At 48.7% G+C, this 23183-nt stretch carries 19 protein-coding genes and 1 riboswitch; of the genes, 10 read left to right on the top strand and 9 right to left on the bottom strand.

Going from position 1 to position 23183, the window contains the following annotated elements:
- Window positions 1-108 precede the first annotated feature (108 nt).
- On the top strand, window positions 109-1080 hold the full coding sequence (gene queG, locus QVE43_RS07135; protein ID WP_288005552.1) for a tRNA epoxyqueuosine(34) reductase QueG: 972 nt from the start codon (window positions 109-111) through the stop codon (window positions 1078-1080).
- Window positions 1081-1097: 17 nt separating this feature from the next.
- Here the strand turns inward: queG and QVE43_RS07130 are convergent, their stop codons facing one another.
- Window positions 1098-5672 (bottom strand): PAS domain S-box protein, encoded by a 4575-nt coding sequence (locus QVE43_RS07130; protein WP_288005550.1) that lies wholly within the window; start codon window positions 5670-5672, stop codon window positions 1098-1100.
- Window positions 5673-5936: 264 nt separating this feature from the next.
- On the opposite strand from QVE43_RS07130, the gene QVE43_RS07125 reads away from it, so the two are divergent.
- The gene (locus QVE43_RS07125; RefSeq protein WP_038028521.1) at window positions 5937-6374 is read left to right on the top strand and encodes a thioredoxin fold domain-containing protein; all 438 of its coding nucleotides are present in this window, start codon (window positions 5937-5939) and stop codon (window positions 6372-6374) included.
- 85 nt (window positions 6375-6459) lie between these two features.
- Here the strand turns inward: QVE43_RS07125 and QVE43_RS07120 are convergent, their stop codons facing one another.
- A complete protein-coding gene (locus QVE43_RS07120; RefSeq protein ID WP_038028522.1) occupies window positions 6460-6864 on the bottom strand; it encodes a hypothetical protein in 405 nt (134 codons plus the stop codon).
- A gap of 59 nt (window positions 6865-6923) precedes the next feature.
- Between QVE43_RS07120 and QVE43_RS07115 the strand changes: the two genes are divergently transcribed.
- The 4 genes from QVE43_RS07115 (at window position 6924) to QVE43_RS07100 (ending at window position 11444) form a co-directional block, all read left to right on the top strand.
- Window positions 6924-8624 (top strand): DNA polymerase/3'-5' exonuclease PolX, encoded by a 1701-nt coding sequence (locus tag QVE43_RS07115; RefSeq protein ID WP_288005547.1) that lies wholly within the window; start codon window positions 6924-6926, stop codon window positions 8622-8624.
- 6 nt (window positions 8625-8630) lie between these two features.
- Window positions 8631-10460, top strand: coding sequence for an asparagine synthetase B (locus QVE43_RS07110; protein WP_288005546.1), 1830 nt, complete (start codon window positions 8631-8633; stop codon window positions 10458-10460).
- 135 nt (window positions 10461-10595) lie between these two features.
- Window positions 10596-11222: an L-threonylcarbamoyladenylate synthase gene (locus QVE43_RS07105; RefSeq protein ID WP_038028524.1), complete on the top strand. Its 627-nt coding sequence runs from the start codon at window positions 10596-10598 to the stop codon at window positions 11220-11222.
- 12 nt (window positions 11223-11234) lie between these two features.
- Window positions 11235-11444, top strand: coding sequence for a hypothetical protein (locus tag QVE43_RS07100; RefSeq protein WP_038028525.1), 210 nt, complete (start codon window positions 11235-11237; stop codon window positions 11442-11444).
- Here the strand turns inward: QVE43_RS07100 and QVE43_RS07095 are convergent.
- Complete coding sequence (locus QVE43_RS07095; protein ID WP_288005543.1) at window positions 11441-12265, bottom strand: hypothetical protein; 825 nt, start codon at window positions 12263-12265, stop codon at window positions 11441-11443. The two genes, QVE43_RS07100 and QVE43_RS07095, sit on opposite strands and share 4 nt — an antisense overlap.
- Before the next feature lie 74 nt (window positions 12266-12339).
- A riboswitch (SAM riboswitch) is annotated at window positions 12340-12452 on the top strand.
- A gap of 113 nt (window positions 12453-12565) precedes the next feature.
- Here QVE43_RS07095 and metH point away from each other — a divergent pair.
- The 4 genes from metH (at window position 12566) to QVE43_RS07075 (ending at window position 18028) form a co-directional block, all read left to right on the top strand.
- Window positions 12566-16270, top strand: coding sequence for a methionine synthase (metH, locus tag QVE43_RS07090; RefSeq protein WP_288005541.1), 3705 nt, complete (start codon window positions 12566-12568; stop codon window positions 16268-16270).
- Between the two features lie 75 nt (window positions 16271-16345).
- Window positions 16346-17002 carry a hypothetical protein gene (locus QVE43_RS07085; protein WP_288005539.1) on the top strand — a complete coding sequence of 219 codons (657 nt, stop codon included), beginning with the start codon at window positions 16346-16348 and terminating at the stop codon, window positions 17000-17002.
- 100 nt (window positions 17003-17102) lie between these two features.
- Window positions 17103-17312, top strand: coding sequence for a hypothetical protein (locus tag QVE43_RS07080; RefSeq protein WP_038028532.1), 210 nt, complete (start codon window positions 17103-17105; stop codon window positions 17310-17312).
- 5 nt (window positions 17313-17317) lie between these two features.
- Window positions 17318-18028 (top strand): cell division ATP-binding protein FtsE, encoded by a 711-nt coding sequence (locus QVE43_RS07075; RefSeq protein ID WP_157630014.1) that lies wholly within the window; start codon window positions 17318-17320, stop codon window positions 18026-18028.
- Window positions 18029-18116: 88 nt separating this feature from the next.
- Here QVE43_RS07075 and QVE43_RS07070 read toward each other — a convergent pair whose 3' ends face one another.
- The 6 genes from QVE43_RS07070 to panD all read right to left on the bottom strand — a co-directional run bounded on the left by QVE43_RS07070 (window position 18117) and on the right by panD (window position 23173).
- Window positions 18117-18644 (bottom strand): hypothetical protein, encoded by a 528-nt coding sequence (locus QVE43_RS07070; protein WP_288005538.1) that lies wholly within the window; start codon window positions 18642-18644, stop codon window positions 18117-18119.
- Window positions 18645-18693: 49 nt separating this feature from the next.
- The gene (locus tag QVE43_RS07065) at window positions 18694-19257 is read right to left on the bottom strand and encodes a hypothetical protein (RefSeq protein WP_038028538.1); all 564 of its coding nucleotides are present in this window, start codon (window positions 19255-19257) and stop codon (window positions 18694-18696) included.
- A 115-nt stretch (window positions 19258-19372) separates the two neighbouring features.
- Entirely contained in the window at window positions 19373-19981 is a 609-nt protein-coding gene (locus QVE43_RS07060; RefSeq protein ID WP_038028540.1) for a hypothetical protein, read from the bottom strand.
- A 99-nt stretch (window positions 19982-20080) separates the two neighbouring features.
- Window positions 20081-21475 carry a class II fumarate hydratase gene (gene fumC / locus QVE43_RS07055; RefSeq protein WP_288005534.1) on the bottom strand — a complete coding sequence of 465 codons (1395 nt, stop codon included), beginning with the start codon at window positions 21473-21475 and terminating at the stop codon, window positions 20081-20083.
- Between the two features lie 322 nt (window positions 21476-21797).
- Entirely contained in the window at window positions 21798-22826 is a 1029-nt protein-coding gene (locus tag QVE43_RS07050) for a lysylphosphatidylglycerol synthase transmembrane domain-containing protein (protein ID WP_288005532.1), read from the bottom strand.
- On the bottom strand, window positions 22826-23173 hold the full coding sequence (gene panD, locus QVE43_RS07045; RefSeq protein WP_038028547.1) for an aspartate 1-decarboxylase: 348 nt from the start codon (window positions 23171-23173) through the stop codon (window positions 22826-22828). Before panD ends, QVE43_RS07050 begins: the two co-directional genes overlap by 1 nt.
- Window positions 23174-23183 lie beyond the last annotated feature (10 nt).

The following is a 23183-nucleotide window of genomic DNA, read 5'->3' as shown; positions in this document are numbered from 1 at the left end:
TGGGAAAAGCCATGTTTACGGATGATTTCGAAAATCTCATGGGGCATGCACGATAAGAAAAGCCCTACTTTTGTGTTTAAATTGGTAGCGCTTACAAAGGAAAAAACTATGCAGCGGGACGGACTGAAAGAGCGGCATACTGCCATCGTCAAGCAGATAGCCGCAGACTTGGGCTTTGACTTTTGCGGCATATCGGAGGCTACTTTTTTGGAAGAAGAAGCCCCCCGCCTGGAAGCATGGCTCAAAAAGGGCTATCATGGGCAAATGCGCTACATGGAAAATCATTTCGACAAGCGCCTTGATCCGCGCAAGTTGGTAGAAGGCGCGCGTTCGGTGGTTTCTTTGCTTTACAACTACTATCCGCCCGAAACCTTGCCCGAAGAAGACAATTTTAAGATTTCGAAATATGCCTACGGCAGAGATTACCACAAGGTGATTAAAAAGAAACTGAAGCATTTTATGCAACGTCTGCAAGCCGAAGTGGGGGAGGTGCACGGGCGTGCTTTCGTAGATTCAGCCCCGGTGATGGATAAAGTGTGGGCAAAACGTAGCGGCTTGGGTTGGATAGGCAAGCATTCCAACCTCATCAACCGTAAGATGGGCAGCTTTTTCTTTATTGCAGAGCTGATTATTGACCTTGAATTGGTGCCCGATGGTCCCATAAAGGACTACTGCGGCACTTGTACACGCTGCATGGAGGCATGCCCTACCGGTGCCATCGTGGCGCCCTATGTGGTGGATGGCAGCCGTTGCATTTCGTATTTGACCATTGAGCTGAAAGAGCAGCTGCCGGCTGCCTTCAAGGATAAAATGGAGGGATGGGTGTTCGGTTGTGATGTGTGTCAAGATGTATGTCCGTGGAACCGTTTTGCGCGCCCACACCACGAACCGGACTTTTTGCCTTCGGAACAGCTCAAACAGATGCGCCGCGGCGATTGGATGGAACTGACCGAAGAAGTATTTGAGACACTGTTCCGGGGTAGCGCGGTGAAGCGTACTGCCTATGAGGGCTTGAAACGCAACATCCGGTTTGTAGCAGGTGAAAAAAAAGAGCCGCCACCGGCAGGTGAAGGCTCTTGAAACCGCTGTGCTACTTTTTAGTTTTGGGGCTCTTGACGGAAGGAGAAGGCAAAGCCTAAAATATCGTCGTTTTCGTCGATGATGGGTTCTACATTCACAATTACATCCACGTGTTTACGCCCGAGTGTTATTTTCCTGAAAATGCTCCTTCGTTCTTTCATGACTTCGTCCAGTATGCCTTCAACAGTCTTCCGGTCGGCTTCTATGGGTATGGCATTGAGTAAGGAGGTCCGCTTTTCAATGCCCACAGCATAAATGCTTTCTATCTCTTGGCGGAAGCCCTTGTTGAAGTTGAGCAGGCGCGCATCCAGGTCCAAAGTAGCAATGGGCAGGGTGCGTTGTTCGATGAGCTGCTCGGTAAGACGCAACACAGCCCGCATGGCTTTTTCTATTTGCTGACGCTCGATTTCTTCCATGCGCAGGCTTAGCAAGTCCATCATAGAAGTTACAAAGCTTTGCTCTTCAATATGCCACTCGCGCGGGGTACGCACGTGTTCACAGGCAATCATGCCTTTCAGACGGTTACCTATGCGTATGGGGTAGCACAAGAGCGAAGTAATGCTGGCTGCTGCCAAATACTCCATGGTGAGTTCTTTGGTGCGTGGGTCCACTTGGGCATATTCTGCCACTATGACGGGCTCTTCTTTGAGCGTTTTGAAGAATTTGGGTGCTTTGTCTTCCAACAATATCTTTCCGGAAGTATGCCTGTCGACGGTCTTGTCGTAGAGGTCCACGCACTTGAGCTGTCCGTCTTGATATTCCCATACGCTTACGCGCGCCACATTGACCGTATGTGCTACGGCTTTAGTTACTTCTTGCGCAAAAGGACGCAGCCCCTCTTCATCGACACGCTGCGCGCCCAAGGTAGTCAGTATTTCTATTTGCTGACGCAGGCGCTCTTTGCTTTCAATAATAGCCTCTTCATTCTCTTTCTGCTCGGTGATGTCCTGGTAAGTGCCGATGATTCCAATGATATTGCCTTCGCTGTCGGTAAATGGTATTTTGCTTACGCGCAGCCATACCTGTTTGCCGTCGGCCTGCACAATAGACTGCAGCACATCGATTTCAGGGATGCCCGTTTCCATTACTTTTTGGTCAGAAGCAATGTAAAATTCTGCTTCGTGTTCATCCCAGAGGTCATAGTCAGTTTTGCCAATGATGTCATCTATACTTTTAGCGCCGATGATTTGTAAGAAACGCTGATTGCAACCTAAGTAGATGGAGTTGCGGTCTTTCCAGAAGACACTGTGCGGCAGGGTGTCGATGATTTTCTGCAGCGTGTCTTTTGACTTGCGCAGCTCTTCTTGCACCTCTTTTTGGCTGGATATATCGCGTACCGAGAATATGCGGATGCGTTGTCCGGCATATTCATGCACTTTGTTGTGTATTTCTATGGGGATGCCTTCGCCGGCTTTGTTTATCAGTATAGCCTCAAAGGGTTTGGCATAGCCTAACTGCATGTTGATGATGGCCAGCGCTTTGCTTTCAGGGTCTAAGTAGTCAAAGAAATACTGTCCGATAAGCTCTTTTTCTGAATAGCCGATAATGCGGCAGAAAGCACTGTTTACATCCTTAATAAAGCCTTTGTCGTGAATGATAATACCTTCTGTGGTGGCCTCGGAAATGGCTTTGAGCCGTTGCTCGCTCTTTTGGATGGCTGTTTCTGCCAGTTTTTGCTCTGTAATGTCTTTGGTAAAGCAAACGATGCCGGTTAGTTGGCCGGACTTATCGTACATCGGGTTGTAGAAGCGAAGATAATAATGCTCGTGCTCGATAATTTCGGTTTGTTTTTTCTTTTTACTGAGCCCGACTTCTTTTGTTTCTTTGTAGGTATCTATTTTAGAAAAGGCACCTTTTTCAAGCGCACGTTTAAAGTCCTCTTCGAGTTGGGCTTTCAATTCAGAGCGCTTGTATTCGAAATCATTGAATATATGTTGCCCTATGGCAGGCATGCTTCCTGTTTCCCGTTTCATGAATTCCGCCCAGCGGGTATTGAAAGAAATAATGCGGAATTGCTCGTCGACAGCCACTATTTCATCTTCGGTGCTCTCCAGGATGGCACGCATACGGGCACTTTCCAGCTCGCGCTCTTTCTCTATTTTTTGCTTTTCGGTAATGTCGCGCAGGATAAGCGCCAAAGCTACTATTTCGTTGCGGGCATCCCGTACGGCTATCACATTACCGATGCAATACACCGGCAAGAAGGTGCGCTGGCTGATAATTTCCAGCTCGCCTTCCCAAAAACCTTTTTCCAGCGCTTGCGGAATGGCCTGTTGAGTAAAGCGTTTCCACTCTGCTTTTTCGAAGAGGTCCTGCAGGCGGGCGCCTTTGCTTGGGGCAATACCATATTGTTTTTCACTGATTTTGTTGGAATAAGTAATGTGGTATTGCAGGTCGGTCATTAAGATGAGGTCGGTGGTGTTGTCGATGATGGCAACAAACTTTTCTTGTTCGGCCTTTTGGCGCTCCAGCTCTTCGTTTTGTTGGCGAATACGGTCCTCTATGCGTTTTTGGCGCGTAATGTCTTGAATGGTACCGTACAGGAAACGCACTTTGCCCCGGTTGACATCCATTTCTTTCTTGATGGACAGCGTAACGTAACGCATTTCGCCATCGCTTTGGCGGATTCGGAACTCTGCGAAGCCTTCATAATTTACGTCTTGCGTTTTGATGGCTTCGGCTAAGGTATCGGAGACCAGCTTGCGGTCTTCTTCTACCACGAACTTGTTGAGGAAGCGGGTAGTGGGCAATTGATAGCCGTTCTCTACTTCACGGTTGGTTTTTAGCAGGTTGTAAAGGTGTTCGTTGGCAATTATCATTTCTTGCTCTATGTCGAGCTTCCAAGGTGCCAAGTTGGCCAGTCGCAAGGCTTCTGACAGCTGCGCTTCTTTTTCTTGCAGTTCCATTGTGCGCTGCCGCACTTGCCGCTCGAGGTTTTCTTTCATGCGCTCCAGCTCTTGCTTGTTGCGCTCCATCTCTTCTTGCGTTTGCGCCAGCTTTTCCAAGCTTTTACGCATCACTTGCTCCTGTTTGCGCATTTGTTCGGTGGCTTCTCGCGATTCTTCCAGAAGCTTGTTCATGCGCGCCGTACGCTTGATGGTGGCAATGGTCGAAGCCACGTTCTCCGCCACCTTTTGCACAAACTCTACTTCATGCTCTTCGAGCTTTTTGAAAGAGGCTATCTCTATGGCACCGTAAGTTTCTTCATGGTCAATGAGGGGTACAATCAGCAAATTTTGCGGTGTGGCTTCGCCCAAGCCGGACGATATTTCGAGATAGTCTTCGGGCAGTTTGTCTAAGTGCAAAGTGTCTTTTTCAAGTACAGCTTGCCCCACGAGGCTTTGCCCCAACTCCAAGCGTTTTTGAAGGTATTTACGTTGGTTATAGGCAAAACCGGCCTTTAATTCAAGATAGCGGTTTCCTTCTTCGTCTTCTTCCAGCACAAACAGGCCACCTTGGTCGGCGCCCAAGTATTTCACCAAAGAGGCAATGACCTGATAGGCAAGTTCTTCGCTGTCGTTGGTATATTCGCGCAAAATGCCAATAAGCTGTGCAAAGCCTTCGTTTGCCCATTGGCGGCGCTTTTCTTCTTCGGCCAGCTGACGTAACTGCTCGCGCAGCTCCACCAGCGATTTTCCGAGAGCATCTTTGGGGCTTCGGGGTGAAAAGTCAAAATTGAAGTTTCTTTTTCGCAGCTGCTCGGTAAAGCGGGTGGTCTCACGCAGACTGTTGGTGAGGGCATTCAGGTGTTCTGCCAGCTTGCCCAGCTCGTCGGGGGCTTCATACAACACTTTTTTCTCCACGTTGCCTTGTGCCAGCTCGGCGGCCGTCCGGCTGAATGCTTCAACAGGCTTGATGAAGGCGCGGGTAAAGTAAATATAGCCTATGACACAAAGCGCCAGCAGCCCCAACGCCCCCAGTACCATTGCCAGGCGAATGAGAAACTGACGCTTGATATAGTCTTGCACGAGTAACTCGGTGAGTTGGTGGTGGCTTTCTTGCAGTCCGGGATATTGTTCAATAATATTTTGAAAGGCGCGCTCCACTTCCGGGTTGAGCTTTTTCTGCACCTTGGGCGCCACCGTTTCCAATACGATGGTTTGTACTTCCTCGAAGTCTTCAAATACTTCATTGGGCATCTTCATCTGCTGCTCATTCACAACGGTATCCAACACCACTTGTTTTTCAAGCAGCACATTCAGCTCATCGCGATAGCGCTCCCACTGTCTTTTGATTTTATCTAAGATTACCCGTTCGGCGCCTTCAAGAGGAATAATCCGGATACGCTCTGTTTGTATTTGCACCACCCCGCCTTTGTCCAAGTAGTTGAGGTTATGGCTGTACTGCTCTATATTCTTTCGTAGTTCTCTTTTGGCTTCCAGCTCTTCGTTCAAAATAAGCGTGGCATAAAAAGTGGTTTCGCGCAGAAGCCGCTCATTGCTACGCGACAGTTCAATAGCGCCGGCATCTTTGCGCAATTCCATGCTCTGCCAAAAAACAATCGAGTAGCTGCACAACACAACCAAAAGCATGGCACCAAAAAGCACTGCCAGCTTTTGTTTTAGACTCAGTTGCTTTATTTTTTGTATCATATTCTACACTCGAGTTAGCTTTCGCATTTATTTTACATCTAAACCCTAAGATAAGGAAAAAATAAAGATTTTATGCCGTGGAGCACGCTGTTTCCTGCAGCAAAGAACCGGAGCACCAAGCGGGAGTTCCGTTGTGTTTGAAAAAAAGAAAGCCATGTTTTGAATGTTTTTTCTCAAAAATCTATTGTATATTTACTACGGGATGTCCTGTGGCATTGTTCTTGGTTGTATGCTTTAAATAAGAAAGAAAAAACAAAAGTTATTATGAAAAGGGAATGGATCTACAAATTGGTATTGGGTTTGTGCTTGCTTATAGGAGTGGAAACCCACGCACAGCATAGCACAGCAGGTATTGTCTTTTTTGAGGGCTCTTGGCAGGAGTTACTTGCCGAGGCAAAGAAAACGGGGAAACCTTTCTTTGTGGATTTCTATACCGACTGGTGCGGACCTTGTAAAATGCTTGAAAAAAATACCTTCCGGAATAAAGAAGTAGGTGATTTTGCCAATAAAAATTATATTGCCTACAGGATAAATGCCGAAAAAGGCGAGGGCATAGAACTGGCCGATAAGTATCGCATACGTGCCTATCCGAGCATTTACTTCTTTGATTCAGAAGGGCGACTGGTTGAAAAAGTGATAGGCTATCACACACCCGATCGCTTCCTATACGTGATGGAGCAAATCTTAGCAAAGATCAAATAAAGGCTTGCAGGGGCAAGCATAAAACAAAAACGGCGGAAAGCTCTCATGGCCTTCCGCCGTTTACTTTTAATTACGGGTTGGTTTTTTATTGCCACATGATGCTGATTTTTTCGGGGCTTATTTCCTTGAATTCGATGACCCACTGCTCGTCACCCACCCGGACGCGCACTTTGCGCTCATCTATCTTTTCCCAACTGCCTTTGACCATCTCATGCGCATCGTTGGGGGCAAGGGTCAGCCAATGAAAGGTGCCGTCTTCATCGAACTTCATGCGTTCGCGAAAGCGGGCCGGCGGCAACGACGTGCCTTCCTTGACATAGACTTCCATGCCATTTTGGTCTTGCTCACGCGCGTGCACCCAAGTCGATTGAAAAATGATACTTTCGTATTGCTTATTTTGCCCGTTGCTGCTGCTTTGTTGGCTTTTTTTACTACATTGATGAGCGGAGGCCACTACCCAAAGGCAGCCGAGCATCGTCAAGATAAACATTTTACAGGATGGTGTTTGCATAGGAAACTTATATTAAATCGTACTTTACAAGCAAGATAATGAATCAAATAGATATGGACAACCGGGCTATAGCACGCCAATTGGAATTATATGCACAATTGCTTGACCTGCACGGAGTGGAACAGAAAGCGCGTGTGTATCATGCTGCTGCTTTCCGGATAGAAAAGCAAGAGGTACCCGTAGCCGGACTGGCCGTGTCTGACTTGACAAAGCTGCCGGGTATCGGAAAAAGTATTGCCGAAAAAATCAAAGAAATTGTTGAAACAGGCAGTTTCAAAGAGTTGAACGAGCTGTTGGAGCGCACACCCCAAGGATTGCTTGACCTGTTTCAGGTCAAGGGGTTGGGTGTGAAAAAAATCAGGCGGTTGTGGGAAGAGTTGGGCATTGATTCTTTGGAAAGCCTTGAAAAGGCCTGTTTGGAGGGAAAGGTGGCTGCATTGCCCGGTATGGGTGAAAAGACCCAGCAGGCCATCATGGAAAGCGTTGCTTTTTTGAAGCAGACACAGGGCAAGTGCTTGTGGGTACAGGCAGCAGCACGTGCAACCGGCCTGCAAGAGGAAATACAAAACCAATTGAAAACCGAAGTGCAATGTGTAGGGCAGCTGGCACGCAAAGAACCGGTGGTGTCTGCCATTGAACTGATGGTATTGACTGAGTCGCCGGCTGCCCTGCATGCCTGCTTGCGTAAGATTGACCACCTGAAAGAGACACCTGAAAGCAGTGGGCTTTTCTGTTGGCGGGGCATAGATGAAGGGTCGCAGTTGCCGGTCGAGGTGCATACCGTCACGCCGGAACACCGTGCTTCCATGCACTTGATACTGACGGCTACAGAGGCGCATTTGGGGTATCATCTGAACGGCCAAACCTTGCTTCAAACAGCGCTCAGCATGCCGGCTGCCCCATCGGAACAGGCCATTTATGCGCGCTTGGGGGTGCCTTACATCATTCCCGAAATGAGAGAAGGAAAGCACGAATGGGAGTGGGCAAAAAAATACACACCGGAGCAGCTTGTGGAGCGGGAAGACCTGCGGGGGGTGGTACACGCCCACACAACCTACAGCGACGGCAAAAATACCCTTACCGAAATGGCAGAAGAGGCACGGCGCTTGGGCTACGAATACTTGGGCATCACAGACCACTCGCAGTCGGCTTTTTATGCCAACGGGTTGAGCGAGGAGCGCGTGCGCAAACAGTGGCAAGAAATCGAGCAAATCAACAGCCGGCTACAGGACTTTCAGTTGTTGAAGGGCATTGAGGTGGATATCTTGGCAGATGGCAGCTTGGACTACCCCGATGACTTTCTGGCGCAGTTCGATTTTGTGATTGCTTCTGTCCATTCGGCGCTTTCCATGAGCCGTGAAAAGGCAACTCAACGCTTATTGAAGGCCATTGAAAATCCGCATGTTGATATTTTGGGACACTTGACCGGGCGTATTTTGCTTGCGCGCGAAGGCTATCCGCTCGATATGGAGCAAGTCATACGGGCGTGTGCCGAACATCAGGTGGCTATTGAGGTGAATGCCAGCCCTTCGCGCTCGGACCTGGATTGGGAGTGGATTTTTTATGCCATGGAGCAGGGCGTGAAACTACTGATTACGCCTGACGCACACAGCTGCGAAGAACTGCAGTATATGGATTGGGGCTTGCAATTGGCACGAAAAGGCGGCATGACCAAAGAGGTGTGCCTGAACTGCTTAAGCAGCACGGCTTTTTTGAGTTTTTGCGCAAAAAAAGGCTGAGCGGTTATGTGTGGGGTTGCCGTTATATGGGACAAGCATGCCCGCCTCAACGACCACCCTATGCGGCAAATGCTCAAGCAGCTGAGCAAGCGTGGTCCCGATGATGAACATTTCCTGCAACTACCTCTTACTCATGGACAGTTGTTTATGGGGCACACTTTGCTTCGCTTCTATGAGCATGCGCCCCGCCAACCGGTGCGCAACCCGGCGTATCCGCTTTATCTGGTTTACAACGGGCAGATTTACAACACCACAAAGCTAAGCAGGCGCTTCTCTTTGTCTCATGTACCTTCCGATACGGAGCTGCTTTGGTACTACCTTTATGCACAGACCAATGGAGAGAGCGTACCGGCATTGGAAGGCATGTATGCATGGGTAGCTTACGACCACCTAAATAACCGTTTGCTGTTGGGACGCGATGAACAACTCATCAAGCCCTTATATTACTATGAAGATGAAAACTACTTGATTATTGCATCGGAAATCAAGGCGATTCAGGCAAGTGGTTTGTGTCGCCTTACGCTCTGTGCCCGGCAAATACAGCACTATTGGCGGTTCCGGGCACCGGAAACGGGCAACACTTTCTTCCGGGAAATCAAAGCTTTGCCGGCCGGCATGTGGCAGTTCCCGCTTCAGCCACAAAGGCAACTCACACACCACAAGAAGCGGCTGGGCGAGGTAAACCCTTTGCTCTTTACCTATACGCACCTGTCCGAAACACAAATAGTAGAAAGTGCCTATGGTTGGTTATTGGAGGCGGTAGCCATGCAAAGCCGGGTGGGTAGTCCGGCAGTGTGGTTAAGTGGGGGCGTTGATTCTTCTTTGCTGTTGGCTCTATTGCATGAAGGAGGAGAAAAAGCAGTGCCGGCACTGACCATCGTGCCCGGGCAAGAGGGAAAAAGACCGCGCACTGCCACGAAAGATGTTTATTACGCGCAGAAAGTAGCACGTTATTTTCAAGCCGAGTGGCATCCGGTGGAGGTGCGAAGGGATGAATTCCTTGAACAACTGCCCGGCTTTTGGCAGCTTGCAGACCAACCTATTGCCGACCCGGCTACTGCCTTGGTGCACCTATTGGCAGCGCAAACCGCCCCCATAAGCCGCTGTGTGTTGGCGGGCACCGGGGCAGATGAATGGTGGGCCGGTTATGAACGGCACCGGGCATGGGCTTATTATTTGAACCATACCGCCTGGTGGCACCGGCTTGCACGCCTCGCCAAACCATGGGTAAAGCGACTGCCTTTGATGCATGACCGGGTGCGTCAACTGAAAAAATGGCTCTTCCCTCTGACCGGCACGCCGCCCGAATATTTGTACTACGAATGGGCTTCTTTGCGCTTGCCTGCTGCTTTGCCCAAGTACCTGCCACCTTTGCACACAACGGCAGACGCCCTGCAGTTTGACCGCAATTTTTATTTGCCTCAGGTGCTACTGTCTGCCCAAGATTACTATGCCGGCCGGCATGCCGTGGAAGTACGAGTGCCCTATTTGATGCCTTTTATTTTACGCTTACTGCAACGCTTGCCTGCCGATATGCTTTTAACCAAGGGCAAGAAGTGGGTATTGAAAACACTCTTGCAGCGCTTAGCCCCCGGCTTGGCACCGGTAGCCAAGCGCAGAAAAGAAGGCTTTGGGGTGCCTCTGGGCGACTGGATGCGCCAAACGGCTGACGCCTCTTTGTGGGCTGTGTTTCGAAATGCCCAAGCCCCTGTTTATGAGCATATTGACTTTGAAGATGTGCAGGCATTATGGAAACAACATCTTCACCACCACGATGACTTTACGCATGAACTATGGGCGGTGCTGCAGATGAATGCGTTTTTGCAGGCTCAATAGCGAGGTGTTTTTTAGCACCCCGCTTGTATGTTTTTTGACAAAAAAGCCCTTCCGGCGCGTTGTTTTTCATGCCAAAATTCCTTAGCTTATCTAAACATTTAGATTTTATTTTTAAACCATCTAAACACAAGGCTTATGGCAGCAGAACTGTTGAAAATACACCCGCAAAATCCGGAAGAGCGCAAAATACGGAAGGTAGTGGAATGCCTGAAGGAAGGGGGCGTGATTATTTACCCTACCGACACGGTTTATGGCATTGGTTGCGATATCCATAAGAAGCAGGCTGTGGAACGTTTGTGCAGAATCAAAGGCGTGGACCCCAAAAAAGCGCGGCTTTCTTTTATTTGTCATGACCTGAGCCATATTGCCGAGTATGCCAAGGTGGAAACGCCTATTTTTAAAATCATGAAGAAAGCACTGCCCGGACCTTTTACCTTTATTTTGCCTGCCAACAGCAAAGCCCCCGACGGCGTGCTTTATAAGCGCAACACGGTAGGTATTCGTGTGCCCGACCACCCCATTCCGCGCATGATAGTAGAGCAGCTTGGAAATCCCATCATCACTTCGTCGATTCATGATGAAGACGAAATCATAGAATACACCACAGACCCACAAGAAATTTACGAGCGCTTTAAGCATTTGGTGGATATTGTCATTGATGGCGGACCGGGCAACAACGTGCCTTCTACTATTGTGGATTGCTCAAATGGAGAGGTAGAGGTAATACGCGAGGGTGCAGGCGACATTTCCATGTATGTATAGGCAGAGAAAGCAATGCAGTTTGTAGTAAAGGTAATATCCATAGAACAAGGAAAAACCCTTTTTATTCATCGTTTTCAGCGTTTCGAGCAAGCATATGAATTTTATTGGATGCTCAATGGAACGATTTTTTTCGAAAAAGTATGTGTAAAACTGTTGACTGCCGACTACGAGTTGATTAGTTCGTTTGAGAGCCGTGCGCCCGACCAAATCAACAATCGTTAGGCTGTCAGCAGCAGCAGAAATGGATACAGAAAGGCGCTATCGCTCACGATGCGGTAGCGTTCTTTTTCAGAAAAAAAAGAAGGATAGCGAACCACTGCCCACAAGGTAGTTGCCATTGCCCAAAGCACAAGCATCAAAGCCGGGTGTTGCCACAAAGCGGCAGCCAGCAAGGCAGCCCAGATGATGAGCGTAACAATCAAACGGTGCATGTGCCGGTCAGGCAACCATTGAGCCAACGAGCGTTGTCCGTCTTTTTGGTCGGAATGCCGCTCATACATGGCAATGATGAGCAAATTGGCCCATGCCAGCAGCAGCAGACTGCCCCCCAGCAAGTAAGTGTCGCCTGTAAGGCAACGCAGCCGGCAAGCTGCCCAGTGCCACAAGCCGGCGCCGGCTATATAAATGGCAGCCACGCGCAGCTCTTTACTAACATCGACCCAGCAATAAGGCAGCAGTTCCAAAGCAAAGTGTATGGCTGAAAACAGCCCTAAGCCCAAGCCGGCATAAATAACCGGAGCAGGTGCCCACCGCCATAAAAGCCACACATCGACCACCAACAACAGTCCGCCCACCGCAGTTAGAGGCTTAAAAAAACGTTGGTGAACACGATGACGAAAGGTATGTGCACGATGACGGATGCGCAGGGCATCCCATAAGTGGTCAGCCGTGTAAATAAGCCACACCGAAATACCCAGTATCAAATAGGGGGGCAGCTGTGTGAGTGCTTGTTGCGACAAGTAGCTGAAAGCATACAAAACCGCACAGGCACTCAAACAAACATCGATGCTTAGGGCACGCAGCCATTTCCATAAGGTGCACATGTTCACAGGCTTTTTACAAAAATAGTGCATTGAAATTTCTACCTTTCATCAAAAGCCTGTACATTTGTTGAAACGACTTATCCAGAAAGACCGAGGCAATGGGGCCGTTGACGTCTTAGCAACCATGCACGCCCGTGCATAAGGTGCTAATTCCCACCCTCTCGCTGTGTGGAGGGAAAGATAAGTCAGCTTCGAGCCGTCGCTGATTTTTCTGTGCATAAGTCCACCGGTGGCATCACCTTTTTTCTGCTTGCCAAACAGAAAGAAGTTTGTTTTTACTTTTTAATTAAACCAACAGCTATGAGTGTACATCCTATTGAAGAGGCATTGAAGCAGCGCATCTTGGTATTAGACGGTGCCATGGGCACCATGATTCAGCGCTACAAGCTCACTGAAGCCGACTATCGCGGTGAGCGCTTCCGCGATTTCCCCCACGAGCTTAAGGGAAACAATGACCTCTTATCTTTGACACAGCCGCATATCATTCAGGAAATTCATGAGCAGTATTTGAAGGCCGGTGCCGACATCATCGAAACCAACACCTTCAACAGTACCGCCATCTCACAAGCCGACTACCATTTGCAAGAGGTGGTATATGAGCTGAATTACGCTTCGGCGCGTTTGGCGAAAGAGGTAGCCCGCCGCTTTACGGACAAGCCCCGCTGGGTGGCCGGTTCCATAGGTCCCACCAACCGGACCGCTTCCCTTTCGCCCGACGTGAACCGGCCGGCTTATCGTGCCATCACCTTCGACGAGCTTGTGGAGGCCTACTACGAGCAGGTGCGCGGACTGGTAGAGGGGGGCGTCGATTTACTGCTGGTTGAAACCGTCTTCGACACACTGAACGCCAAAGCAGCTCTTTTTGCCATTGAAAAGTACTTCGAAGACAGCGGCAAAGCCCCTTTGCCGGTGATGCTTTCGGGCACCATTACCGATGCCAGCGGGCGCACCTTGTCGGGGCAAACCGTTGAAGCTTTTTTGGTGTCTTTGTCGCACTTCCCCTTGCTAAGCATTGGACTGAACTGTGCCTTGGGGGCAGACCTGATGCGCCCCTATGTGGAGACCTTGGCCAAACAAGCCCCTTTTTTCACTTCGGCACATCCCAACGCGGGTTTGCCCAATGCCTTCGGACAATATGACCACACGCCCGAAATCATGGGGCAAATGATAGAGGAGTTTTTGCGCGAAGGCTGGTTGAATATCGTAGGGGGGTGTTGTGGCACCACGCCGGAACATATCCGCCTGATTGCCGGGCTGGCACAACGTTATGCTCCGCGGCAGCGCCCTGCCAAGCGCCATGTGACAGCGCTGAGCGGCTTGGAGCCCTTGTATGTAAACGAGGTCACGGGCTTTGTCAACATAGGCGAGCGCACCAACGTATCGGGCTCTCGCAAGTTTGCCCGCTTGATTCGGGAAGGGAACTACGAAGAAGCCCTGTCGGTAGCACGCCAGCAGGTGGAAAACGGTGCGCAGATGATCGACGTCAATATGGACGAAGGCATGCTTGATGCCGAGGCTGCCATGACCCACTTCCTGAATCTGATTGCTTCGGAGCCGGACATTGCCCGTGTGCCGGTGATGATTGACTCTTCGAAGTGGAGTGTATTGGAGGCAGGCTTGAAATGTGTGCAGGGCAAGGCAGTGGTTAATTCTTTGTCTTTGAAAGATGGCGAGGAAGAGTTTTTACGGCGTGCGCGCTTGGCACGTCGCTATGGGGCTGCCGTGGTGGTGATGGCTTTCGATGAGCGGGGGCAAGCCGACACCTTCGAACGGCGCATTGAAATTTGTGAGCGTGCTTACCGCTTGCTCACCGGGCGCCTGAATTTCCCCCCGGAGGATATCATCTTCGACCCCAATGTGTTGACCGTGGGCACCGGCATTGCCGAGCACGCCAACTATGCCCTTGACTTTGTGCGGGCTGTGGCATGGATAAAGCAAAACTTGCCCCATGCCAAAACCAGTGGTGGCATCAGTAACGTATCTTTTTCTTTTCGTGGCAACGACCGCGTGCGCGAAGCCATGCACTCGGCTTTCTTATACGAAGCCATCCGCGCCGGCTTGGATATGGGCATTGTGAATGCCGGCATGATAGAAGTGTATGAAGAAATTCCCAAAGACCTGCTCGAACACGTCGAAGATGTGTTGTGGAACCGCCGCCCCGATGCCACCGAACGGCTCATTGCTTTTGCCGAAACGCTCAAGAGCGATGGGGCGCAAGTCGAAAAGCAAGCCGAAGCCTGGCGGGAAGGCAGTGTCGAGGAGCGCCTTAAACACGCTTTGGTCAAAGGCATCACGGACTACATAGAAGCCGACACCGAAGAAGCGCGCCGCAAGTACGGTTCCCCTTTAAAAGTCATAGAAGGTCCACTGATGGACGGCATGCGGGTTGTGGGCGATTTGTTTGGCGCCGGTAAAATGTTTTTGCCACAAGTGGTAAAAAGTGCCCGGGTCATGAAAAAATCCGTGGCTTACCTGATTCCTTTTCTTGAAGCAGAAAAACAGCAAAACCCACACAACAGTGCCGCCGGCAAAATACTATTGGCTACCGTGAAAGGCGATGTGCACGACATAGGAAAAAACATCGTAGGCGTAGTGCTGGCTTGCAATAACTACGAAATCATCGATTTGGGCGTGATGGTGCCTGCCAATAAAATCATCGAGGAAGCCAAAAAACAAAAGGTAGATATCATCGGGTTGAGTGGCTTGATTACCCCCAGTCTTGACGAAATGGTGCATGTAGCAAAAGAAATGGAGCGCGAAGGCATGAAAGTGCCTTTACTGATTGGAGGGGCTACCACTTCACGGGCGCACACAGCCGTGAAAATAGCGCCGCACTATAGCGCGCCGGTGGTGCACGTACTGGATGCCGGGCGTAGTGTGCCGGTGGTGAGCGCCCTGTTGGGCGAAGAAAAAGCTTCTTTTGTGGATAGCATATCGAAGGAATACGAAGCCTTGCGGAAGCAATATGAGCGTAAGCAGCACACCAAAGACCTGTTGCCCATAGAAGAGGTACGTGCCAACCGCCCGGCAATAGATTGGCAGCTTTCGCCTATCTATGAGCCACGGCAGCCCGGCATTCACTATCTGATGGACTACCCCATAGAAGAAATTGCCGCCTACATAGATTGGACGCCTTTCTTCTGGGCATGGGAGTTGAAAGGCAAATACCCCGCCATTTTGGAAGATGAAACCTATGGGCAGGAAGCCCGCAAGCTTTTGTCCGATGCCCGGCAGATGCTCCGGGAAATCATTCAGAAGAAGCGCCTGAAAGCCCATGCCGCTTTTGCCCTGCTGCCTGCCAATGCCGTGGGCGATGATATTGTGGTATATGACACACAAACCGACGCCCAAGGTCCTGCCGTTTATGCGGGCATTTCCTTGCCTTTGCCTGTGAAAACAGTTTTTCACATGCTGCGCGAGCAAAAACGAAAGGCGCAAGGCTTGCCCAATCTGTCATTAGCTGATTTTGTGGCGCCCGTTACTTCCGGCCGTGTAGATTATATCGGTTGTTTTGCCGTGACTACCGGCATCGGCTTGGATGCGTGGGTACAGCAATTGGAAGCAGAGCACGACGATTATCGCGCCATCATGGCTAAAGCACTGGCAGACCGCCTGGCAGAAGCCTTTGCTGAGCTGTTGCATGCGCGCGTGCGGCGTGAGTTCTGGGGATATGCTGCCCAAGAAAAGCTATCGATGGAAGAGATTATTGCCGAGCAGTATCAAGGAATTCGTCCGGCGGCCGGCTACCCCGCTTGCCCCGATCACACGGAAAAACGCTTGATTTTCGACTTGCTCCGGGCAGAAGAAAAGCTGGGCATCGCCTTAACCGAAAGCTATGCTATGTATCCTACCGCTTCGGTGAGTGGCTGGTATTTTGCCCATCCCGAATCGCGCTATTTTGGTATAGGTAAGATTGGCTCCGATCAGTTGCAAGACTATGCAAAGCGTAAGGGCTTGGAATTGAGAGAAATGGAAAAATGGCTCCGCCCTTATTTAAATGAATAGAAACGTGGGAAGTGTGTAAGTTTAAGGCATGGATTTTGCTGTTTTTATCTTGTTCAACCCTAAATTCTCAAAATCATGAAAAGGTTTTTGTATCCTTTATTTTCTTTGACTCTGATGATATTGTTGCTGACTGCCTGCAAAGGCGACAAAGGCGACCCGGGTATTCCGGGACCTGCCGGTGCGCAGAATGACAGCACTGCACTATTGTTTGATGTGGGTGAAGTACAAGTTGTGTTGCGTGATGCTTATTACGCCGACAGCACACCGGTGGGGGGAACGCCCGACCCCGATACGCTGCTTGTGAAGTATCATTTCGGGAAGCCTTTCCTTGAGCTTAAACCTTCCGAACCGGGCTATCCATTAGGAATAGATATAGATTTGATAGATTCAACCTTGCTTAACAATGTGAGAATGTACATGGAGTTTTTACAAGGGGCTTCTCTTGAGAGCATCACTGAAGAAGAAGTACAAAGCCTAAATATTGAAGTAACCCACGACATAAAAACGCAGGGTAAAGTTAAGCGCTGGCAGGGCAATGTTTATTTTTTCCCAGGAGGGCAAAATTTGACTATCAATAAGCTTGCATATGATGCTGCCACGGAAATGCTTTCTTTTGAAATTACATTGACCTTTGACCAGGTAGCATCGGACCCCCAAGGGCTCAACTCCAAGAACACAAGTGCTGTCGTTTCCGGTAAGGTGCACGTGTTGGAAGTTGTTTACAGACCCTGATTTTATAAACGCTTCAAAACGTGAATGCCCTCGAAACCTTTCTTGGTTTTGAGGGTTTTTTGTATGTTTACTATCAAAAATACCTTTCGTGTACAGCAATATGTATATCATCAAAGTAAAGGGCAAAGCAAAAATTCCGGATTATATTCAAATCCGCGACGATAACTTTGTATTGGTTGCTTATTTCCGCGCCGATCGCCCGCTGAAAGATAAAGATTTGGAAAAGCTGAATCTTGTAGGTAAAGAGGCCGCACTCAGACAGTTGATAGAGCAAATTCCCTATGGGAAGCTGCAAAAATTAGACTTGTGAATATGATGGACAACCACCCGGATATAGTTGTGAGCGTCAAAGGGGCTACTATTTATCAAAATGGTATGCCGGTGCTCAGCGATGTGTATTTCGACGTGCACAAAGGCGAGTTTGTGTATATCGTAGGGCGTACGGGCAGCGGTAAAAGCTCGTTGCTGAAAACCCTGTATGCCGATTTGCCACTTTACAAAGGCGACGCACAAGTGGCCGGCATTCAATTGTTCAATATCAAGCGAAAAGAAATACCGAAACTGCGCCGGCGTATTGGTATTGTCTTTCAGGACTTTCAGCTATTGATGGATCGCAGTGTGGCAGAAAACCTCTTTTTCGTGATGCGGGCAACCGGCTGGCGCAGTACAGCCAAAATGAAACAACGCATGAATGAGGTATTGCTACGGGTGGGGTTAAGCGGGGCAGCTGCCAAGATGCCCCATCAGCTGTCAGGTGGTGAGCAGCAGCGGGTGGTTATTGCCCGTGCTTTATTGAATGAGCCGGCTATCCTCATTGCCGACGAGCCTACCGGCAATTTGGATCCGGCAGTGGGGGAAGAAATTATGGATTTGTTTATGAAGATTAACCGTAGTGGCACGGCTGTCTTGATGGCAACCCACAATTATCACTTCATAGAACAATTCCCGGCACGTGTGCTGAAATGTGAGCATGGCACCTTGCTTGATTCCAACCTGCAGGATTTCGACTTGAAAACCTTATTATAGCTTAATCATCGGCGGGTGTTTTGCAAAATAAAAACAGGTAAGAACCCGGTTCCTACCTGTTTCTTTATGATTGTTTGGCAACAGTGTTTCATTGCATACCGCGCAGCTCATCTACCGGGCGACGCTCACCGTCTTTGTACCCTTGCACATAAGCATCTTTGATGCCCAGCTTGCGCACGGCATCGCGGAAAGCGATGGCATCTTCATAGCTTTGAAAGATTCCCAGCGTATAGTAGCGGTTGACGGTATTGCCCGAGGCATCTTCATCGGTAAAAGAGAGCTGCACTTTAAAGAAGATACCTTTCTCTTCGTTTTTGCGCTGTTCATTCTCTTCTATTTGGCGCTTCAGCTGCTGGTTGCGATTTTCCAAGGCGCTGATTTGATTGTCTTTGGTTGCCAGCTGGTCGCGTAGCTCTTGAAGCTCTGCTTCTAAGGTGCGCAATTCTTGGTTGAGCTGGTCTTTTTCCTCGTGCATGGCTTTAAAATCCTCTAAGGAAGTGGATTTGAGTTTCTTTTTCCACTCCTTATAGATTTTCTTTTCTTCTTTGCTCATGCGCTGTGCTTGCAGGTGGCCACCTACAAGAACAAAGCTTATTATCAGTAAAATAAATCTCATGATTTTATGGCGTTTAAATTCTTTTTATTCGATTCAACATAAAGCTTTTTTATAGAATGCCTTCCAAGGCTTCCTTGATATCCACGCGCACACCATCGCGATAGGCCACAATCCAGGCATCTTTGATTCCCATGCTTTGTAAATATTTTTTGAATTTGTCGGCCTCCCAATAATCGTTGAAATATCCGATAGTGTATTTTTTTATCCCCCCTTCATCTTCCACCTTCATATCGGCCTCTTGTGTAATGCGGCTGCTTAGGTCAATACGCTCATAAGCCCCTACCTGTACCCGGAAGTACACACCGCGCTCGTCCGGTCCCTGGCGGCTGGTGGCATCTACTTCTTGGCGCTGTTGCTCCAGCTGTTGGTTCTCTTCACGCAGCTGAGCAAGGCGGCTATCTTTCTCACTTAGCTGTGAGCGTAGCATTTCCAACTCTTGTCTGGTTTGATTGATTTTTTCCTTGATTTCTTCTTGTTCTTCCACCATTTGCTTAAAAGCCAGTGGGTTCATGGCTTTCTTTTTCTTTTTCCACGCTTTTTTTTCTGCTTTGCTCATTTGAGCAAAAGCCGGCGAGGAGGGATTCAGGCATAAAAAACCCCCCAGTAGAAGCATGAGTAAGCTTGTTTTAAATACTTTCATAGGTCAGTAGATTCTAAAAAACAGACAGAACATTTGAAAATTACGGTTAAAGTACGAAAAAGTTGTCATTTATGTGGTAGTAATTACATTATCTTTTGCTGCAGTCTTCTACCTCGCCGCCCAAAATAATGGCAAGTGCATCTTTCATATCCATAGGGATACCATTGCAAAAAGCAATGATTTCGGGATTGGGAATGCCCAGCTGCAGCAGATGTTTCCGGAAGTTTTCAGCCAGCCAATAATCTTTGAAGTAACCCACTACATAAAAGGTTTCATTGTCATATTGATAGGCATGCATATCTGTATTTTTTAATATTCTGTCAGGGATTTCCACGCCCTTGACCACGCCCTGAAAGCGTATGCGCATATAAACCCCCTGACGCACACTCGGAAGCGGGCGCGAGGCGTTAATTTCACGCACTTCTTCTTCCAGCAACCGGTTCTCGTTACGAAGCCGCATAAGTAGCTGCTCCTTTTCTATAATAGCGGTACGGAGTGCCTGTACTTCTTTTTGTTTGTTTGCTTTTATGCGTCGTAGTGAGTCGTTGCCTTCTACAAGTGCCTTGAATTCAAGAGGTGATGTTTTTTTGTAAATATTGTACCAATGCTTGGCTTCTTCGCGTGACATCTGTGCAATTGCACCGGGGGCGTTTGCCAAAAAGAAGTATATAGTAAGAGAGAAAAACAAAAGCTTCATAAAGGGCATTTTTTTAGTCCTAAACACCTACGCCAACAAAAAATAAAAAGTTGCTTGGTGCCAAGCAACTTTTTATTGGAAAATATGATGTTTTTTGAGCTATTCTAAACTTCCAATCATTTTCTTGGGATCAACCCATTCGTCGAACTGTTCGGCTGTGAGCAAGCCCAGCTCAATAGCCGCTTCTTTTAAGGTTTTTCCTTCTGCATGTGCCTTTTTGGCTATTTTAGCTGCGTTTTCATACCCAATATAGGGGTTAAGAGCGGTTACCAGCATCAAAGAGTTATTGAGGTGATGTTGAATGCGCTCATAGTTGGGCTCAATGCCTACGGCACACTTATCGTTGAATGACTCGCAAGCATCGCCCAACAGGCGGGCAGAAGTAAGCAGGTTGAATATCATCATAGGACGGAACACGTTCAGTTCAAAGTGCCCGTTCATGCCACCAATATTGATGGCGGTATCGTTGCCAATCACCTGAGCACATACCATGGTCATGGCTTCCGACTGCGTGGGGTTCACTTTGCCGGGCATGATGGAAGAGCCGGGTTCGTTGGCCGGGATATTGATTTCACCAATGCCACAGCGGGGGCCCGAAGCCAACATGCGTATGTCATTGGCTATTTTCATCAGGCTGACGGCTAATTGTTTCAGTGCACCCGAGGCTTCCACGATGCCGTCGCTGGCAGCCAAGGCTTCAAATTTGTTGGGCGCAGTGACAAATGGCAAGCCGGTGAATTCGGCAATGCGGGCAGCTACTTTTTCGGCATATCCTTTGGGTGTGTTCAAGCCCGTACCTACGGCAGTGCCGCCCAGCGCCAATTCGCGCAGGTGTTCGAGGCTGTTGCGCAGGGCACGCAATCCGTGGTTTAGTTGGGCTACATAGCCGGAGAACTCATTGCCCAGTGTCAGAGGGGTGGCATCCATGAAGTGGGTGCGCCCAATCTTGATTACATCTTTGAAAGCCTCGGCTTTTTGCTGTAAAGTATCGCGCAGTTTTTCGATATGGGGAATGGTGTGTTCTACAATCATCTTGTAGGCGGCAATGTGCATGGCAGTGGGGAAGGTGTCATTCGATGACTGCGACTTGTTTACATCATCATTGGGGTGCAAAAACTTCTTTTTGTCGGTCAGTTGTCCGCCTTTAAGCACATGTCCGCGGTTGGCAATCACTTCGTTTACGTTCATGTTGGTTTGGGTGCCCGAGCCCGTTTGCCACACGACCAGAGGAAACTGATCGTCAAGCTTGCCTTCGAGTATCTCGTCACACACTTTGGCAATCAAATCGGCTTTTTCTTGCGAAAGCACCCCCAATTCGGCATTGGTAAGGGCAGCTGCCTTTTTTAATATGGCATAGGCACGGATTACCTCTATGGGCATGCGGTGCCCGCCGATTTTAAAGTTTTCCTTTGAGCGTTGGGTTTGCGCACCCCAATACTTATCAGCAGGCACTTTTACTTCGCCCATGGTGTCGTGTTCAATGCGATATTCCATAGTTTTACTTTGTTTTAATTGTTGAAAAAATGAAAGTGTTTTATTCAGAGCAAAGATAATAGCTATGGCAAATATGTGGGAATGACATATCTCAAAAGCACAACAAAAAACGAATTTGAAAGAAAAGCTTTGAAAAAGAAGGGAATAAATTTGCCGGATTGCGGGGCAGGGGATATCTTTATGAAAATCAAAGAGATGGCAAAATATAAAAACTTCCGAACAGCAAAGCCGCCCGGAAGTCCCAACCTAACTTTATGAAAACTACAAATGAAAAAGCAATTTTGTTGTCTATGGTGAATATAACGATAGTCTGAAAAAAAGGTTACACTTTTTTAGAATTTTTTACCGGTGCCGCGCTTTGGCTTTTAATGAACAAACTGCCAATGAAACTCAACCCGCCCAAGATAACGACTGTCAAGGTTTGAATAGTATGCATGAAGGTAGCAAAAGACAGGGAAAAGTCCTTGGGTAATCCATACATCATGAAGGCGTTCATAACAAGGAAATGATAAGCCCCAATGCCTCCCTGAACAGGGGCTGCAATGCCCAAGCCACCCAATACCAAAATACTGAGCCCGGCAAGTATGCCCAGTTGTGCCGTTTGCGGATGACAGAAGAAGAGCACATAAGCCATCAGATAGTACATCAGCCAAATAAGAACAGTAAAAAAGAAAAAGGCAGGCTTGTTTTTTACTTTGCGTACGCTGAGCACACCGGCCCATAACCCTTCGAGCAAGCGCAGCGCCTTTTGTATAAAGGCAAGGTGGCGGTAACGCTTGGCAATAAAAAACAGCAAGACAAAGCAGCCCACTGCACCGGCCGTCAACACTACCCATGCCCATACGTTATTTTGCAGGCTTGTGAGCCACTGATTGGCTTTTTCACCAAATAAGTTTAAGATAAATTGCCCGATACGCGCCGACTCCATGATAAGGGTAAGCATGACCAAGCCCAGCAGGATGAACAAATCAATGATGCGCTCGGTAATCACCGTGCCAAACGACACATTGGCCGGCACCCTGTCGGTTTTTTGCAGCAAGGCACAGCGGGTAACCTCACCCATGCGGGGCAGCAGCAAGTTGGCAAAATAGCCGGTCATGACCGCCATAAATGAATGGCTTATTTTTACCCTGTAACCCAGCGGATCAAGCAGATAAAGCCAGCGATAGGCGCGTGCCCAATGCGATACAAAAGCAAAAAAGAAGGAAAGAAGTATCCAACCAATGGGTGCCTGCTGAAAGAGGCTTTTTACCTGGCTCAGGTCTTGATCGCGAAAGGTATAAATAAGAAGTCCTATGCCGGCAACTAAAGGCAGGGCATAGGACAGCAAATAACGCACTACTTTTTTCATTAAGGTAAGCGGTTATTTTCGTCGGGAAAAATAACGGTGGGTTTGAAGTTCTTGGCTTCTTCCACGCTCATGAATGCATAGGATATGATAATGACCACATCGCCCACTTGCACTTTGCGCGCCGCCGGACCATTGAGGCAAATCATACCGCTGTTGCGTTCCCCTTTGATAACGTAGGTCTCCAGCCGCTCGCCATTATTGATATTGACCACTTGCACGCGTTCGCCCTCAATCAGGTTGGCTGCTTCCATCAGAGCTTCGTCGATGGTAATGCTTCCCACATAATGCAGCTCGGCTTGTGTTACCTTTACTCGGTGAATTTTAGATTTAAATACTTGAATCATCATGACTCTTTGG

The organism is Thermonema sp. (assembly GCF_026003375.1).
Classification (GTDB): Bacteria; Bacteroidota; Bacteroidia; order Cytophagales; family Thermonemataceae; genus Thermonema; species Thermonema rossianum.
The sequence above is the reverse complement of the archived record's forward strand: the minus strand, read 5'-3'. Positions and strand labels throughout refer to the sequence as shown.

Bases quoted from the DNA above. Each gene is read 5' to 3' on its own strand.
- QVE43_RS07130 (WP_288005550.1), bottom strand. From the start codon at position 5,672: ATGATACAAAAAATAAAGCAACTGAGTCTAAAACAAAAGCTGGCAGTG.
- fumC (WP_288005534.1), bottom strand. From the start codon at position 21,475: ATGGAATATCGCATTGAACACGACACCATGGGCGAAGTAAAAGTGCCT.
- QVE43_RS07070 (WP_288005538.1), bottom strand. From the start codon at position 18,644: ATGAGATTTATTTTACTGATAATAAGCTTTGTTCTTGTAGGTGGCCAC.
- metH (WP_288005541.1), top strand. From the start codon at position 12,566: ATGAGTGTACATCCTATTGAAGAGGCATTGAAGCAGCGCATCTTGGTA.
- QVE43_RS07120 (WP_038028522.1), bottom strand. From the start codon at position 6,864: ATGTTTATCTTGACGATGCTCGGCTGCCTTTGGGTAGTGGCCTCCGCT.
- QVE43_RS07075 (WP_157630014.1), top strand. From the start codon at position 17,318: ATGGACAACCACCCGGATATAGTTGTGAGCGTCAAAGGGGCTACTATT.
- QVE43_RS07085 (WP_288005539.1), top strand. From the start codon at position 16,346: ATGAAAAGGTTTTTGTATCCTTTATTTTCTTTGACTCTGATGATATTG.
- queG (WP_288005552.1), top strand. From the start codon at position 109: ATGCAGCGGGACGGACTGAAAGAGCGGCATACTGCCATCGTCAAGCAG.
- QVE43_RS07060 (WP_038028540.1), bottom strand. From the start codon at position 19,981: ATGAAGCTTTTGTTTTTCTCTCTTACTATATACTTCTTTTTGGCAAAC.
- QVE43_RS07095 (WP_288005543.1), bottom strand. From the start codon at position 12,265: ATGTGCACCTTATGGAAATGGCTGCGTGCCCTAAGCATCGATGTTTGT.
- QVE43_RS07125 (WP_038028521.1), top strand. From the start codon at position 5,937: ATGAAAAGGGAATGGATCTACAAATTGGTATTGGGTTTGTGCTTGCTT.
- QVE43_RS07110 (WP_288005546.1), top strand. From the start codon at position 8,631: ATGTGTGGGGTTGCCGTTATATGGGACAAGCATGCCCGCCTCAACGAC.
- QVE43_RS07080 (WP_038028532.1), top strand. From the start codon at position 17,103: ATGTATATCATCAAAGTAAAGGGCAAAGCAAAAATTCCGGATTATATT.
- panD (WP_038028547.1), bottom strand. From the start codon at position 23,173: ATGATGATTCAAGTATTTAAATCTAAAATTCACCGAGTAAAGGTAACA.
- QVE43_RS07065 (WP_038028538.1), bottom strand. From the start codon at position 19,257: ATGCTTCTACTGGGGGGTTTTTTATGCCTGAATCCCTCCTCGCCGGCT.
- QVE43_RS07115 (WP_288005547.1), top strand. From the start codon at position 6,924: ATGAATCAAATAGATATGGACAACCGGGCTATAGCACGCCAATTGGAA.
- QVE43_RS07105 (WP_038028524.1), top strand. From the start codon at position 10,596: ATGGCAGCAGAACTGTTGAAAATACACCCGCAAAATCCGGAAGAGCGC.
- QVE43_RS07050 (WP_288005532.1), bottom strand. From the start codon at position 22,826: ATGAAAAAAGTAGTGCGTTATTTGCTGTCCTATGCCCTGCCTTTAGTT.
- QVE43_RS07100 (WP_038028525.1), top strand. From the start codon at position 11,235: ATGCAGTTTGTAGTAAAGGTAATATCCATAGAACAAGGAAAAACCCTT.